This window comes from Streptococcus dysgalactiae subsp. dysgalactiae (genome assembly GCF_900459225.1).
Lineage (GTDB): Bacteria > Bacillota > Bacilli > Lactobacillales > Streptococcaceae > Streptococcus > Streptococcus dysgalactiae.
The window spans coordinates 143,386-158,384 of record NZ_UHFH01000003.1 but is presented as its reverse complement, the minus strand read 5'-3'; the positions used below and the strand labels follow the sequence as shown (position 1 = coordinate 158,384).

The 14,999-nt window shown below is 38.7% G+C and carries 11 protein-coding genes; 1 reads left to right on the top strand and 10 read right to left on the bottom strand.

All coding sequences use genetic code 11. From position 1 onward, the window contains the following. Window positions 1-849: 849 nt before the first annotated feature. From DYD17_RS10865 to DYD17_RS11040, 10 genes are all read right to left on the bottom strand, one after another. The gene (locus DYD17_RS10865) at window positions 850-1,020 is read right to left on the bottom strand and encodes a hypothetical protein (protein ID WP_160147943.1); all 171 of its coding nucleotides are present in this window, start codon (window positions 1,018-1,020) and stop codon (window positions 850-852) included. A gap of 4 nt (window positions 1,021-1,024) precedes the next feature. Then, window positions 1,025-2,023, bottom strand: coding sequence for a sugar transferase (locus DYD17_RS00985; RefSeq protein WP_142758262.1), 999 nt, complete (start codon window positions 2,021-2,023; stop codon window positions 1,025-1,027). Between the two features lie 6 nt (window positions 2,024-2,029). Next, a complete protein-coding gene (gene gtfB / locus DYD17_RS00980; RefSeq protein WP_115252520.1) occupies window positions 2,030-3,361 on the bottom strand; it encodes an accessory Sec system glycosylation chaperone GtfB in 1,332 nt (443 codons plus the stop codon). Then, on the bottom strand, window positions 3,354-4,865 hold the full coding sequence (gene gtfA, locus DYD17_RS00975; protein WP_115252519.1) for an accessory Sec system glycosyltransferase GtfA: 1,512 nt from the start codon (window positions 4,863-4,865) through the stop codon (window positions 3,354-3,356). Before gtfA ends, gtfB begins: the two co-directional genes overlap by 8 nt. 15 nt (window positions 4,866-4,880) lie before the next feature. Continuing rightward, window positions 4,881-7,268 carry an accessory Sec system translocase SecA2 gene (gene secA2, locus DYD17_RS00970; RefSeq protein ID WP_115252518.1) on the bottom strand — a complete coding sequence of 796 codons (2,388 nt, stop codon included), beginning with the start codon at window positions 7,266-7,268 and terminating at the stop codon, window positions 4,881-4,883. Between the two features lie 10 nt (window positions 7,269-7,278). Next, complete coding sequence (gene asp3 / locus DYD17_RS00965) at window positions 7,279-7,815, bottom strand: accessory Sec system protein Asp3 (RefSeq protein ID WP_115252517.1); 537 nt, start codon at window positions 7,813-7,815, stop codon at window positions 7,279-7,281. Continuing rightward, window positions 7,812-9,413 carry an accessory Sec system protein Asp2 gene (gene asp2, locus DYD17_RS00960; protein ID WP_003049324.1) on the bottom strand — a complete coding sequence of 534 codons (1,602 nt, stop codon included), beginning with the start codon at window positions 9,411-9,413 and terminating at the stop codon, window positions 7,812-7,814. Before asp2 ends, asp3 begins: the two co-directional genes overlap by 4 nt. Before the next feature lie 9 nt (window positions 9,414-9,422). Next, complete coding sequence (gene asp1, locus DYD17_RS00955; RefSeq protein WP_115252516.1) at window positions 9,423-10,973, bottom strand: accessory Sec system protein Asp1; 1,551 nt, start codon at window positions 10,971-10,973, stop codon at window positions 9,423-9,425. A gap of 9 nt (window positions 10,974-10,982) precedes the next feature. Continuing rightward, window positions 10,983-12,221: an accessory Sec system protein translocase subunit SecY2 gene (gene secY2 / locus DYD17_RS00950; RefSeq protein WP_115252515.1), complete on the bottom strand. Its 1,239-nt coding sequence runs from the start codon at window positions 12,219-12,221 to the stop codon at window positions 10,983-10,985. A gap of 238 nt (window positions 12,222-12,459) precedes the next feature. Further along, window positions 12,460-12,654, bottom strand: coding sequence for an LPXTG cell wall anchor domain-containing protein (locus DYD17_RS11040; RefSeq protein WP_255312520.1), 195 nt, complete (start codon window positions 12,652-12,654; stop codon window positions 12,460-12,462). Between the two features lie 22 nt (window positions 12,655-12,676). On the opposite strand from DYD17_RS11040, the gene DYD17_RS11035 reads away from it, so the two are divergent. Next, window positions 12,677-14,800, top strand: a complete 2,124-nt coding sequence (locus DYD17_RS11035; RefSeq protein WP_236593263.1) for a hypothetical protein — start codon at window positions 12,677-12,679, stop codon at window positions 14,798-14,800. Window positions 14,801-14,999: the final 199 nt, after the last annotated feature.

The following is a 14,999-nucleotide window of genomic DNA, read 5'->3' as shown; positions in this document are numbered from 1 at the left end:
TTATCAAGTATGATGACCAAAATAACTACTATTACCGTGAACTGTCTTTTAGATTAAAATGTATCGCTATATTGCTAAACAAAAAAATACAGGTTATTTAATATGGATAAAGAAACACCAATTTACTGAAAATATTTTGTGATCATCCACAAAGTTATGGTAGAACCCACGCACAGAGATAGCCGAAAATTCACCTCCTCTATCAAAGATAAAGAGGGTAATCTTGAAGGCATGCTGTGCATCAACCTAAGCGAAATCATTGAACCCTCTTTGTTGAGACACAATATCTATCTAAAAAGATATTTCCCAATCTAAAAGAGCGGTATTAAAAGTTACTGATATACTTTGTATCTCGAAGCCAAGCGTTTACCGCTATCTAAAACTGGCTAGTCACAATAAAAATTATTACTATTATGGTTTCGTTTCTGACTTCTCCATAAATGACGACGTGCGCTCCCCTTTATTTGTGGGAGCGCACGTCGTCATTTATGGAAAATAAAGAGCTACAGTAGAAATGAATTCTTATAACATCATGAAGGCACATTGGAGAAAAAACGTCAGTTGTTTAAAACACTAAGACTAACTCGAATAGTAATCATGCTAACCTGGTATTTCCTGTACCATGTTCAACTTCTACACTTATTTTAAACTCGATTTTTCATAAAGATAGGCAAAGAATACAGCCGTAAAACAAATAACTAAGACTATTTTCTAGAGTAAGTCAAAGACAGTGTTAAGGTAAGCGTAAGAATGCTCCCCACTAGCAAACTAAAACAGGTTTAGAAAAAATAATGACTAACTATCTTAACACTGTGTCTATTATTTTTTGCCATTCATAACTATATTAAATCACCCCTTTAATGATGCCCACAAAGAAATTAAGATAACAATAGTAATCAAGAATACGATAGTTAGATTAAAAAAAGATTTTTTCTCTTTTTCCTCAAGTAACTTTCCGTTTCGAGCTTTTTTAATATGATGTTCAATGTCTGCTTCTAATAAATGGTTTCTTTTGGTCATCGACTTACTCCTTATCATTAATGACAGAATAGACCGCATTGGTCAATAACTGCCTTGTTACCCAGCCATTCCGAGTAACCTTAGCTAGCTTTCTAACATTTTGACAATAACTATCGTAAAGCTCTGAACTCATATGAGTAACAATAGCTGCGGCTTCTTCTAAACTATCTACAACTATAATCACACCTTTTTCCTCTAGTTCAGCTTGATTAGCAATGCCTCGTCTCACAATAACAGGAATCCCTGCTGCAATAAAAATGGATAATTTGTAGGGACAGTAAATACTCATGTATTCTAAATCATCATCTAGGTGCCAAATAAGCCCAAATCCACCTTGGGACATTTCCATAATTAACTGTTCTGTTGGACGCCAGCTAAATTTCCTTAAGTGATTATTCTCAAGAATAATATCATTAGAGTAAAGATGAAGTTTTACTCCATAATTCCAATCCAAAACAAATGGAAAACGACTTGGATTCCCTGGAAAATGAATCAAATTCTGATAACGAGGATACTGTACAGGAATTTCCGTTTCATAATCCCATAACTCTTGAATTAAATAATTTTGGACAGTCAAACCCTCCGATACCAAAAGATTATACATAGCTTGAGAGGGTAGTATTAGAAGAGCTGCTCGATTCAAAGTGGCAATAACTTTAGGCAATAAATAGCGGTTAGAAGGAAACATCAATGGGATAATATCATGGACGAAGATGATTACCTTGTTGCCATAAAAACATAAGCGTGTCATTAAGGCATCGTCATATTCTATTGAGTTCCAGGTTGGAAATTGAGCAATTAAGACGTCTCCTTGACTAACACTAGCAATCATACCATCCATGCGTCTAGCCAGTTCAGAAGTTGAATCTGATTTAGTATCAAAAAAATAAACACCAATTTCATAAAAGCCTAGGTCACGCGCAATTTTTGCCACTTTATTTTGTGCTACTTGCGCTGTACTAGAAGCTGCCATTCCTCGCAGATTGGTTATATGAACTTTCATCTCCTTTTATCCCTCCATTTTCAATACCCTTTGGTAGTCACCTAAGGTTGAATGGTTAGCCCCCTGCTGTTGATCAACCAACATGTTCTGAAAAGTTTCTTGAGATACCAGTATTTTTTTTAGGCAAGTAATCAGTTGATCTTGCTGGTCAAAAATATGTTGAGGAGCGATAAGTTCTCGATTATGAACAGTCTTAACATAAGACAATATCAAAGCACCTTGCTCAAAGGCTTGACGAACGCTATTATCCACCTCATTTTGATGATTAATATCCAAGTAGATACCACATTTTTTAAAGTTTTCCAAAACAAAAGATCTTGAACTATTCGGATACAAGGACACATTGTTTTTGTCATCAAAAGCCATCAATCGTGGGGACATTTCTGTATAAGCCGCAATATGAAAATGGAGTTTAGGCAATTGATCAACCAAATCTTCTAAACTCTCAATCTGATCTGAATTAGTCAAGATAAATACCCTGCTGCGATCTTTAGCTTCTTGAGCTATCGAGTAAAGGTAACCCAAATAATAGACTTTCTCATGATAAACTTCTGGTAACAGTTTTAATAATCTTTGGTAACTACTGTATTTTTGGACAACCACCTGTTGCGTACATTCCCTATCTTGCTCAAAGATCAAACGCATATTACCAGGAATATCATCTCCAATTTCTTCCTGCCAAAAAAGAATATCCTGATGAACAGTACGATGTGATAGATAACGACTTACAAAAAAGGGAGTTGACAAAGAATTATACCAGATGACTTCTGTATCAAATTGCCTTTCTTTGAAATAAAAGGCTAGCAATTCGACACGATTTTTAAAGAAATAAGAACAATCTTTCCAATTTAAGATAATGTCTCCCGTTTTAAAATTTTCAACAATGATTTCATGCCCAGAAGCATTATAATAAGTCTTAAGTGTAACTGTTTGTGAAGTATCAAAAGCTGTTTGAGCAAACTTCCAACCCCATTGGTTAAAATGATCGGTAAATCGTACGTTCCCTTGTCGATCGAACCAATCCACATTTTTAACATGACGATTTTGTTTGGGTTCTATGTAGAAGATATTAGCTCGTTTAACTTCCCCATCTAAGACTTCGGCCTGATGATTATTTCCTACAATTTGCCAAAACTCTGGTACAGGCACCTGATTAAAATACAAGGGTTTCCCTTCTTGCTCTAACATACCACAGAAATAACCATAGGGTGACTCCATGTTTGAAGGTAAGAAGCCATGGTCATTAATCACAATAGACCACCCAAAAAAACCTGCTTGGTTTAAGGAATTATCCAAATCAAAACTTTCTTGATTTGGCCAGTCATATAGTCTAATCATTTCCTACTACCTCCTCAAGAAAATATCGCCATTTCTTCATGATAGCGTCTTCTAAAAAAGATTCAGCTATCTGATAAGATTTATATCTAAAGGCATCCAAGTCTGCTTTGCTGTACAGATCTATAATTTTTTCTGCGAAAGCTTTGACCATTTGTTTACTGTCATCAGGCTCTTGTCTTGGAATCAAATAGCCATTTTGTCCATCTTTAATAAACGTCTGATTACCATATCGCACATCAAGTCCTATTAAAGCTAAGCCTGACCCTACTGCTTCCATTAAGCTTAACCCAAATCCCTCACTTGTTGAGCCTGCAAGATAGACTTCGTAATCTTGGTAAAGCTCTTCCATCTGTCTATGCCCTAGTAATCGAATGTAATCCTGAGCGTGATTCTTTGCAATCAAGTCCCTTAGTTTGGCCTCTTCACCACCTGTTCCATAAATGTCAAAACTGAGTCCTGGTAAACATTGCTTAGATTCAATAACTGCTTTAACCAACCAATCCACATGTTTTTCAGAAGCTAGACGAGAAACAGTCACCAAGGAAAAAGGTTTTCGATCTTTTTCTGGATGACGACAAGTGACCAGACTCCCCACAGGAATTGTCACAATTTGCGGTTGACACGATTGATAAACTTGCATGTGATCTGCCAGTAATTGGCTTTGAACGGAGGTCGCACAAATAAAAGCATCCACTTTATCAGCATTAGTGAATTGATAGTCGTAAAAATTATTCCATAAAATAGTATCTGGAGTAACATTATGAGGACTGAAATGTTCTGCATGAATGACAACTGCAAGCTTTGCTTCGCCTTTTTCTTGAAAAACAGCTTGTCCAATACCAGTTGATCTATCTAGGATAATCAGATCATCTTTACTTAATTGAAGTCGATGCAACATCTCCTTAAGAAGTTGGGACTTGTCATCAAAAATTTCTTGTTTGAAACGAAAAACACTCTGAGTACCATCCACATTTTCCTCGTAAGCCACACTACCATCTTGGTTAAAGAAGCGACGCAAATAAACCGTAGCTCTCCCATCTTTAGGAGCATAGTATTCCGAAAACAAACGAGTCGAAGTGAAATAATCCTTTCGAATCAAAATCCCTTTTGAAACATACTCCACTCGCTGAACCAATTGACTGTTCGCATCGTTACAGTAGGCAGTCATGAAAAAATCACTATCATCGTTAAAATAACGAACCACCTTACCTTGACGCTCTTCTCGTTGGATAGGACAGGTCATACTCTCTTGCAAATCTGTCAATGTCACACTTGTTGGAGCAATAGGAATATCTGTGAAAAAGCTATAAAGCCAAAGAACCTCGTTATCTTTGAAGCCCATATTCTGGGTCAGGTGCTGAATATTTTCACCTGCGATAAAATCTGTAAAGATAAATTTAGCAGTAACACCTAATTTTCTAAAGAGGGTGGCACGGTATGCCTGAGCATATTCAACCCCTGAGCTGGCCCAACCAATGCCTAGATTAATATTATATACTGTCATCTTCTCTCCTTAAGCTTATGCGAAATAAATAGATTTTTCCCCATCTCTTGATATTCGTATGGTACTGAGCATGGCATGTCGAATCACTTCTACTTTAACGGCACGGGCCATATCTTCGTAAGAACGAAAGGCTTCTTGATAATACTCATACATACTATTACGTTGAGCCAAAGAACGACTGATTACAACCGCTTTAAGTTGTTGCAAATGATCTACTTCTTCAATCCAACAACTGTCAATAGCTTTTAAGACACACAAACGAAAAAATTCTTCTTGACTTTCTTGAGACTTAAGTAATTGTTGCTTTTTGGTCATTTCATCAGAAAATAATTTCCAAAGTAGTGCTTTGACCTCTTTATCTGAACCTGGGTTAACGCTACCAGGTAATTGCTTAAACTGGTAACTATAGTTCTCCAAAATATGACGCTTTAAAGTGGCTTCACTGTCATTTTCCCGTTGTTCTACAAAGTCCTCTATCATTTCGTTAACAATTTTTTCGACAGCCTGAGCTAAACTTCCTTGCTGATTGATAAGCTTTTCGCGTAGACCATAAACTAACTGTCTTTGAATTCGTAAAGCTTCATCAAACTGTACCGTTTGGTATCGCCTATCTGCAGCTTCATCTTCACTTTTTAACTGAGCCTGATTAATAGCTCGCTTAAATCGCCTAGCTTTCAGAGGAAAACCATAGTTGGAACGGTTAGCGTGATCATTTTTCTCAAAATAATCTTTTAACCATTTTGGTCCTTGTTTAAGAATTAAGTCATCTTCGAGTGAGATAAAAAATTGACTTATTCCAGGATCACCTTGCCGTCCTGCACGACCTCTCAGCTGCCAATCTATACGACTATTGGCCATCCTTTCTGTCCCCAAAACAGCGAGACCACCAAGAGATGCCACTTCTACTCCTAATTTGATATCGGTCCCTCGTCCTGCTAGTGAAGTTGCAACTGTAACGGCTCCTAGTTGTCCAGCTTCTTTAATAATCATCGCTTCTTTAGCAAGATTATTAGCTGTCAAGAGAGAGTGAGCAATTCCTTCTTGCAACAGCATTTTCGAATAAATTTCCGCCACTTCAACTGTTCCAGAAATCAGTAAAATAGGCTGTCCAGTACTATGACGTCTTTTCACTTCACCTAGTGTCGCATAAAGTTTCTCAGGTAAAGTGACAAAGATCTGATCAGGCAAATCTTGCCGCTGAACTGGACGGTGTGTCGGGATAAGAACCACATCCATACCATAAGTTTCTAAGAGCTCACTTTCCACTGACTTACCTGTCCCTGTCATGCCAGATAATTTAGGAAACAGGTTAAACAAATTCTGATAAGTGATTGAAGCCATAGCACGACTCTCTTGACTTCTATTGAGCCCTTCTTTGGTCTCAATAGCTTGGTGAATTCCAGATTGAAGGCGTGTCCCTTCCAATAGCCGTCCTGTTCGATTGTCTAACAACTTGACTTCCTCATCTTGAACCACATAATCTCTCCCTTTTTGATAAAGGTGCTTAGCACGTAATGCTAGATTAATGTGACGATTGAGCTCAGCAAAGTCACCATCGTAAATATCTGTTACATTAAAGAAAGTCTCCGCCCAATCCATTCCTTCTTCCAAGAGATAGACTGTTTGCTTATCCTTATCATATTTGTACTCGAGGTTTTCCTTGAGCGTTTCTACAAACCGTTGGCAAACCATATACAGATTTGATTGTACTCGAGGCGATCCAGAGATAATCAAAGGTGTTTGAGCAATATCTAATAAAATTGCATCTGCTTCATCCACAATGATATAGTGAAAACCTCTCAGAAATTTTTCATGACTAGAACTAGCTAAATTCTCTATTAAATAATCAAATCCCAATGCAGCACTTGTGGTGTAAACAATATCAGATTGATAGATATCTCTTTTTTGGTCCACAGTCAGATTATTCTCTTTGTTCTCAGTAACACCAATGCCAACATTTAAGCCTAAAAAATGATATAAGGGTTCCATCTCCTTAGCATCACGCACCGCTAAATACTCGTTAGTAGTAACTAAGATGGCTCCTTTACCTTCCAAAGCATTGAGATAGAGAGGCATAGTTGCTGTCAGAGTCTTACCTTCTCCTGTTTTCATTTCAGCGATGCGTCCCTGATGAAGCACTATTGCTCCCATCACTTGGACATCAAAAGGATACATACCTAAAACCCGCTTTGCAGCTTCTCGTACTGTTGCAAAGGCTTCTGGCAAAATCATATCTAAACTGTCACCCTCGGCTAGTCGCTGTCTCAAAAGATACGTTTGATAGCGCAAGTCTTTATCAGACATGCTAGCCCATTGCTGACTGAGCTGGTTAACTCTCTTTAAAATACCTTTAATCGGTTTTAACTTTAAAGCCGACAAGGCTAATGAAACCTTTCTTGTCATGTTTTTCCTTCTATGTTAATGGAATAAGAAAGCGAATGAGATCTAAATCTTCTGGTAAATCTTGTTCCCTGTAAGAACTAGCTTCCTCAACCTTCTGCCAACTCTCAGAGGTATCACAAGCATATAACTTAATCCCCTGAAATAGCAAACGATGACATCCTGCTGTCATCAGAGAAATATCATAATGATAGGTATCTGCTGGACAAGTAAAATGACATTCTCTTTCACGAACGGTTAAAACCTCAATCACCTCATCTTGCTGATTTTTGAACCTCACTTGAAGATAGCAAGTCCCTTCCGATAGAACTTGGACGTGATAACTTAATTGATAGTGATGTCCAGGAATAATCAAAGGTAAGTCTGGACAGACACGATGCATCTGATAATGCCTTTTAGAATACCAACCTAAGAGCGCCTTTCCAGGTGCTAAACAGGGATTATCAAACAGCAGCCCTTCTGTATCTTTTGAGAGGTATGTACCATACAAATACGTGTCCCATCGAGAAAGTTCAGTTGACTTTAAGTTAAGTATCAGTGATTTGCTCATATCCTGCTCCTTCCAAAATCATCTTCTAGGAATATGCGATACTGATCTAAGAACCATTTGATGATAGCCTCACTATTATCATTATGCCGGCCTGTATACCCTTTACCAAACAGATGAAACGATTTATCAGAAGCATAGGTCAGCAAACGATCATAAGCCTTCTGGTCGTAGTCATCATCTAACATATAAGCAATCGCAAACTGGGTTTTAGAAAAATCAGCCTGCTTAAAATGTTCCCAAAATTGAGCATCCACCTGCTCAGCAGCAACTGAGTCATTAGCCCCAACCAATCCTAACAGGATATCGGCACTAGTTTCAAAATCATCTGGACGCTTTAAACACATGTTCATAGCTGTATCGCCAATGTTAGTAAACGGTTTTCCTACAATAAGAGCATATGGTTCCAAATCAGCCGCATAATAAAGAGCGCCGTAAGTTCCCATCGAAAGACCAGAAAGAATGAGTTGAGAATTATCAAAACCTAGATAATCTAAGGCTTCTTTGATTGCTGACACAATTATTTCCTGATAGTCAGAGTTCCCTATATAGAAGGATCCTCCTTCTAATCGTGGATCAGATATTAGCAAAAAGGGAGTTCCCATCGCTTTCATCATGTGAAAGCCTTCAAAGCCTTCAGCACTGCGAAAACCAGAAAAGTAAACGGATAATGGAGGTTTCATATCCCCAGGATGAAAATAAGTCAACACTTCTTGCCTTTTATCATTCCGATAAACCTGTCCACCAACAAGAAGCTCTCCTAACCCCAGACGTGATAATCGACGGTGTAAAGGGCCAGACAAGAGCTTTCCTTTCCCTTTGGCATAAACCGTGACATTATACTGTCCGACCTCCGCATCAGGGTAAAGCAAAATAGGACTGCTCAAAGCGTCATCAGAAACCATTTGACTATTCTTGATTTCATCAATAGCTCCAGCATAAATATGGTCTATGGAGAGGGCAAGCGTCACTACTCCCTCTCTTTCAAACTCCCACCATAATGCCGTCGCAACTTTTTCCATAGGAATCCCATACTTAAACGTAAAAAGTGGTGTTAACTCTTCTCCAAAGTCACCTTCAAAAGTTAAGCTTGCATGCCCTTGAAAAGAAATCTCTCCACGAAAATCAGAAAAAATATCACTATCAGATACGTGTAACTTATCACCGTATTGTCCCTTAAACAAGGCTAGTTGAAAAAAAGAAACAAGCTCACTAGAATCATCTTGTGTCAATAAATCCAAAGGTCGAGCCATTTTGCGTCTCAAAAACCCCGTTTGACTGGCTGACATCGATAGAGTTTTAGCATAGAAAACGGCATGTGCCTCTACCCATGCAGATAAGGGCTCAAGTTTCGCTTCATCCAGATAAGTCATCAGTAAAACAGCGTCAAATTGCCAATTAGGTGTCAAAACAACTGATTTGCCAACTTCTTGAAGTCCAGGTCTATTATTCTCAGCTGGTATTTCTTTTTCTAAGAGAGTCTTTAAGTAAATTTCTAATCCTTCAGCAGAAACATAGTGCCATTCCATCTGATCTGGCAAGCTGAGATCAAGTGACTTGTCTTTTCCACCTACTTGCAAGATACGCATCATTTCAGACATGTCCTCTCCTTATAAATATTTTTTCCACTGTTCTAACAACTCGCCACTGCTATAATTTGACATTTTTTGAACCGTATGCACCAAAGCCTTGTTCCAATTAGACAATCCTGTCAAATAATAATCTAAAGCAAGGCTCAATTCCTCTAAAGAAGCCAAAATCCACCCATTTTTCTGATGGCTCACATACTCACTTGCTACTCGATTAATCTGTGGAATACCGGCTGAGATACTAGCAATCTGCGTATACAAATCAGGCTTATCTCCCAAATCAAGTACTAAACGTACTTTATCAAGGGCTACGATGAGTTCACGCTCGCTAGTTATCCATTGCAGCTGAATGCGATCCAAAACAAGTCTTTCTTCCAGTTGATTTTCACCAATAGTTTGTTCTTGATAAAAGTTTTCTTGATTAAAATGAGTGTTAATCAACTCTTCTATATGGGCTAACATTGCTTCTTGATGACGTCGTGAATCAAAGCTGACTATCTTCAAGGTCATGTTTTCATGCTTTTGCATTTGCTCCAGTAAAATCAAAAGACTTTCCTCATAAGCTATTTCATCAATAGTATCAATGAAATAGTAAACTTCTAGCTCCCTGTAATTTTGACTGTGTCCTAGGCGTAGACGGGTATCAAAAGGAGTCATTCTAAGCACTGGACACTCCTGAGTCAATTGTTTGGCCATCATTTCCTTCAAAGAGTTTTCTTTTTCTTGAGTGTCTACTATGATTAATTGAGCTTCGGACAATATCCCTACCATTTGAGGGCTATGTTTAAAGGTAAGCCGCTGACCAAAAAAGGAGATAATCTTTTTTTGGTCTGAAAAAAGACTAGTCAGTAAATAATTATGTTGCTGATGAGCAGCAATAACCAGCTTATCTTTTGCTTGAAACTGTTGTTCTTTTAAGAGCGCTAGTCTTTCACTAATCAATTCCTCCCAAGAAGCGTAGAACTGTTTGCCAAACACCTTATCAGACTGAGGATTGATTTCTAAGACTCTTTGGTTTTTTTCAAAATATTCTCGAACTTGCCAAACGCCGTTAGGATTGAGGTAATCCTGATGATGAACCTGTCCTTCTTTGTACACCAATAAACTCGATAAAAAGCCACGGTCATCAAAGACATACTCTTTGCTTATTTGCCCTTTGTCTTTATAACAAATACTGTGTAAATTGCCATTGTGAGCAAAATGAACCGTTGCTAAATCGATTTTTCCTATCCTTACCACCACCGCAAAAGCCGTATAGATAAAGCGAACTCCTTTTGGCCAATTCAATTTCTTAAAGTCGATAGCCTTGGTCTGTCTGTCATGACTATTTTGAATATCATCAAAAAAAGACCAATACTGAAGACCTAACAGATCTTGTTGATGCAAAAAATAGCGCAGCTGTGGCTGATAATTCAACACCAACAAAGCCACCTGTGTCATATCTTCTCGAAAAAGTTTTACCTGATTGATTGTATCATCAAATGCCATCTCCTGATTAAATCGATACCAGACAGGCGTTTGATGATACCACTGACGATTGGCAGGATACCAAGAAGGAATAAAATAAAACATAAAACTCCTTTAGACTAATGGGTCATACTGTTCCCAGATTCTTAAAGCTTCAACTTGTTCAGCAATAGTCATCATAAGATTGATCATGATAAAACTATTGCTCACCATCATGGCAAAATGAATCGGTTGGTGCGCATAAAGATTGATCAAAATCGGTAATCCCCCTACCAGCGTTACTAAAAAAGCACCAAAATGAGCAAACAGACGAATGGTTCGCTGAATATAGCAATAAGTAGCCTTTCCTGGACGAATCTGATCTATATAGTCACCATGATATTGAAACTGTTTAGTCATTTTCTGAGCGTCATAATTAAAATAAGCAAAACCTATAGACAAGATATAAAGAATAAGCAAATAGATAATCGCTCCTGGTAGGGTGTCAAGACTGCTATTTTCTAGCCAATACTGAAGGAGTACAGACTCCGGAAAAAAGCTTAACAAGCCTTGGAATAAAAGAGGAGGGATAGTCATTAACGTCATACTATACATAAAAGGCATCCCTCCCGCTGGCATTAAACGAATAGGAAGGTAGGTCGATTGTGCAAAACGACTATAAATCGATATACGTCTTAAAGGGATACGGTACTCTGCTCGATAAATAAGTACTGTCCAAAAAACCAAACCCAAAAGCAAAGCTATAAAACCTACTAAGAGCACCCAGTCAATCAGATGTCTGTTATAACATTCCGCAAATAATGACCTTGCATTCTCTAGTAGATTGAGACACATGTTGACTAAAATAATGATTACCGGTCCACCTAAACCATACCTGGTATTAACCTGGGTCAACCAGGTTAATACCATACTTCCTGAAATCAGAACGACCATGGTTGTTAGTCGACCTAATAAGGCATTGTCCAGATAACTTGGTGCAAAACTGACATAGGTTAAGGATGCCGTTAATCCAAAAGCTTGAATAATTCCAATGGTAAGAGCCAAGATGTTTTGCCAAAACCAACTTACTTTCTTAGTTAACGAAGTAATGCCAGGAACGTTAAAAATCATTAAGCTTCGCCAAAGAATCATCATGGTCATATAGGGACCAATACCTAGTGTAAACAAAGTTGTCATCTCAAACTGACCTCCCGACACAGAGGCTAAGGCAGCCATGAGATTCTTGGAAACTTGTGATTGAAACATAGCGGCATTTAAAGAAACTGTTCCAATGGGAATGGTTCGACCTAATAAATAAAGAAAAACAATTCCAAATGTCCATGCTATTTTTTTACCTAATAAGGAGTTTTTCATCTTGTCCTCTTCGCTTCCTATTTATCACTAACTAAAAGACTACCTACTGGTTATTATAGCAAATTTCCCACAAAAAACCTGACTTCTCTTCTCCAAAAAACCGTTGTTATTAGACCATAACAATGTCAATCAGCTCATTTAGAGTAAAGAAATTCCCACGAAGACCATCATCTGTGGGAATTTCTTTATCAATGGTTAGAATAAGGACAAATCGTTTTAGATGCTCTAGCTAGTTATGTTAATGTGACTTCTTTTTCTTACCAAGAAGACCACCACTTAGCAAGGCCCCGACACCAATTACGGCTGCTAAGGACTCTCGCTCACCAGTCTTAGGAAGAGCCGGCGACACCTTAGCGGACTCTGAGCCTGAAGGAGTATGGCTATCAGAAGCCATCAAGCTACTTGACGTTGAAGCGGACTCTGAACTTGACACGCTAACGCTTGTTGAAGCACTCATGCTACTTGACGTTGAAGCAGATTCTGAACTGGATACGCTGGTACTTGTTGAAGCACTCATGCTACTTGACATTGAAGCAGACTCTGAACTGGATACGCTGGTGCTCATTGAAGCACTTAAGCTACTTGACGTTGAAGCAGATTCTGAACTTGATACGCTGGTGCTCATTGAAGCACTTAAGCTACTTGAGGTTGAAGCAGATTCTGAGCTTGACACGCTAGTGCTTGTTGAGGCACTTAAACTACTTGAGGTTGAAGCAGATTCTGAACTTGACACGCTGGTGCTTGTTGAGGCACTTAAACTACTTGAGGTTGAAGCGGACTCTGAACTTGACACGCTGGTACTTGTTGAAGCACTTAAGCTACTTGAGGTTGAAGCGGACACGCTGGTGCTCATTGAAGTACTTAAGCTACTTGACGTTGAAGCCGATTCTGAACTTGACACGCTGGTACTTGTTGAAGCACTTAAGCTACTTGACGTTGAAGCCGATTCTGAACTTGACACGCTGGTACTTGTTGAAGCACTCATGCTAATTGAGGTAGAAGCGGACTCTGAACTTGACACGCTGGTACTTGTTGATTCACTTAAACTACTTGACGTTGAAGCAGATTCTGAACTTGACATGCTAGTGCTCATTGAAGCACTCATGCTAATTGAGGTAGAAGCAGACTCTGAACTTGATACGCTAACGCTTGTCGATTCACTTAAACTACTTGACGTTGAAGCAGATTCTGAGCTTGACACGCTAACGCTTGTTGAGGCACTTAAACTACTTGAGGTTGAAGCAGACTCTGAACTTGATACGCTGGTGCTCATTGAAGCACTTAAGCTACTTGAGGTTGAAGCAGATTCTGAGCTTGATACGCTAACGCTTGTCGATTCACTTAAACTACTTGACGTTGAAGCCGATTCTGAACTTGACACGCTGGTACTTGTTGATTCACTTAAACTACTTGACGTTGAAGCAGATTCTGAACTTGACATGCTAGTGCTCATTGAAGCACTCATGCTAATTGAGGTAGAAGCAGACTCTGAACTTGATACGCTAACGCTTGTCGATTCACTTAAACTACTTGACGTTGAAGCAGATTCTGAGCTTGACACGCTAACGCTTGTTGAAGCACTTAAGCTACTTGAGGTTGAAGCAGACTCTGAACTTGATACGCTGGTGCTCATTGAAGCACTTAAGCTACTTGAGGTTGAAGCAGATTCTGAGCTTGATACGCTAACGCTTGTCGATTCACTTAAACTACTTGACGTTGAAGCCGATTCTGAACTTGACACGCTGGTACTTGTTGATTCACTTAAACTACTTGACGTTGAAGCAGATTCTGAACTTGACATGCTAGTGCTCATTGAAGCACTCATGCTAATTGAGGTAGAAGCAGACTCTGAACTTGATACGCTAACGCTTGTCGATTCACTTAAACTACTTGACGTTGAAGCCGATTCTGAGCTTGACACGCTAACGCTTGTTGAAGCACTTAAGCTACTTGAGGTTGAAGCAGACTCTGAACTTGATACGCTGGTGCTCATTGAAGCACTTAAGCTACTTGAGGTTGAAGCAGATTCTGAGCTTGATACGCTAACGCTTGTCGATTCACTTAAACTACTTGACGTTGAAGCCGATTCTGAACTTGACACGCTGGTACTTGTTGATTCACTTAAACTACTTGACGTTGAAGCAGATTCTGAACTTGACATGCTAGTGCTCATTGAAGCACTCATGCTAATTGAGGTAGAAGCAGACTCTGAAGCGGACACGCTGGTACTTGTCGATTCACTTAAGCTACTTGACGTTGAAGCAGATTCTGAACTTGATACGCTGGTGCTCATTGAAGCACTTAAGCTACTTGAGGTAGAAGCCGATTCTGAAGCACGATCTTCAGCAGTTCCATCCCCATATCCTCTCTTTGTAACAAATGAAGCGTTATATTTTATACCATTGTTCCCATACGCAAGTACCGTTCCCAGATTTATACTTTTGTTAATTGACTTTATCTTGATAACATATTTATCGTTAGCTATTCTCGATCCCCAATTAATTTTTATATTTTCTGGTGTTACTAATAGATTAAACTGCTGTGTAACATCTAAAAATTTAGAGGGATCATCATACTGATCGTTTCCACTTTGCGAAAGACTAGTATTAGATAGAGCTTTATATATCTTTATATCGGCGTCTTTAAAATTTACCTGACTTTGATCATTATTTCGTATTTCTGTAGTTAAATCCCACAGCGCTCCTCCTAAGTTTTCTCCATCAGGATTAATTTGCGTAACATAGGTAGTCCCATCTTCTCCCGCATATATTACTCTTG

Coding starts and splice junctions, on each gene's coding strand:
- gtfA (WP_115252519.1), bottom strand. CDS start 4,865: ATGACAGTATATAATATTAATCTAGGCATTGGTTGGGCCAGCTCAGGG.
- asp1 (WP_115252516.1), bottom strand. CDS start 10,973: ATGTTTTATTTTATTCCTTCTTGGTATCCTGCCAATCGTCAGTGGTAT.
- DYD17_RS11035 (WP_236593263.1), top strand. CDS start 12,677: ATGCTACTTGACGTTGAAGCAGATTCTGAACTGGATACGCTGGTACTT.
- DYD17_RS10865 (WP_160147943.1), bottom strand. CDS start 1,020: ATGACCAAAAGAAACCATTTATTAGAAGCAGACATTGAACATCATATT.
- DYD17_RS00985 (WP_142758262.1), bottom strand. CDS start 2,023: ATGAAAGTTCATATAACCAATCTGCGAGGAATGGCAGCTTCTAGTACA.
- secY2 (WP_115252515.1), bottom strand. CDS start 12,221: ATGAAAAACTCCTTATTAGGTAAAAAAATAGCATGGACATTTGGAATT.
- asp2 (WP_003049324.1), bottom strand. CDS start 9,413: ATGTCTGAAATGATGCGTATCTTGCAAGTAGGTGGAAAAGACAAGTCA.
- asp3 (WP_115252517.1), bottom strand. CDS start 7,815: ATGAGCAAATCACTGATACTTAACTTAAAGTCAACTGAACTTTCTCGA.
- gtfB (WP_115252520.1), bottom strand. CDS start 3,361: ATGATTAGACTATATGACTGGCCAAATCAAGAAAGTTTTGATTTGGAT.
- secA2 (WP_115252518.1), bottom strand. CDS start 7,268: ATGACAAGAAAGGTTTCATTAGCCTTGTCGGCTTTAAAGTTAAAACCG.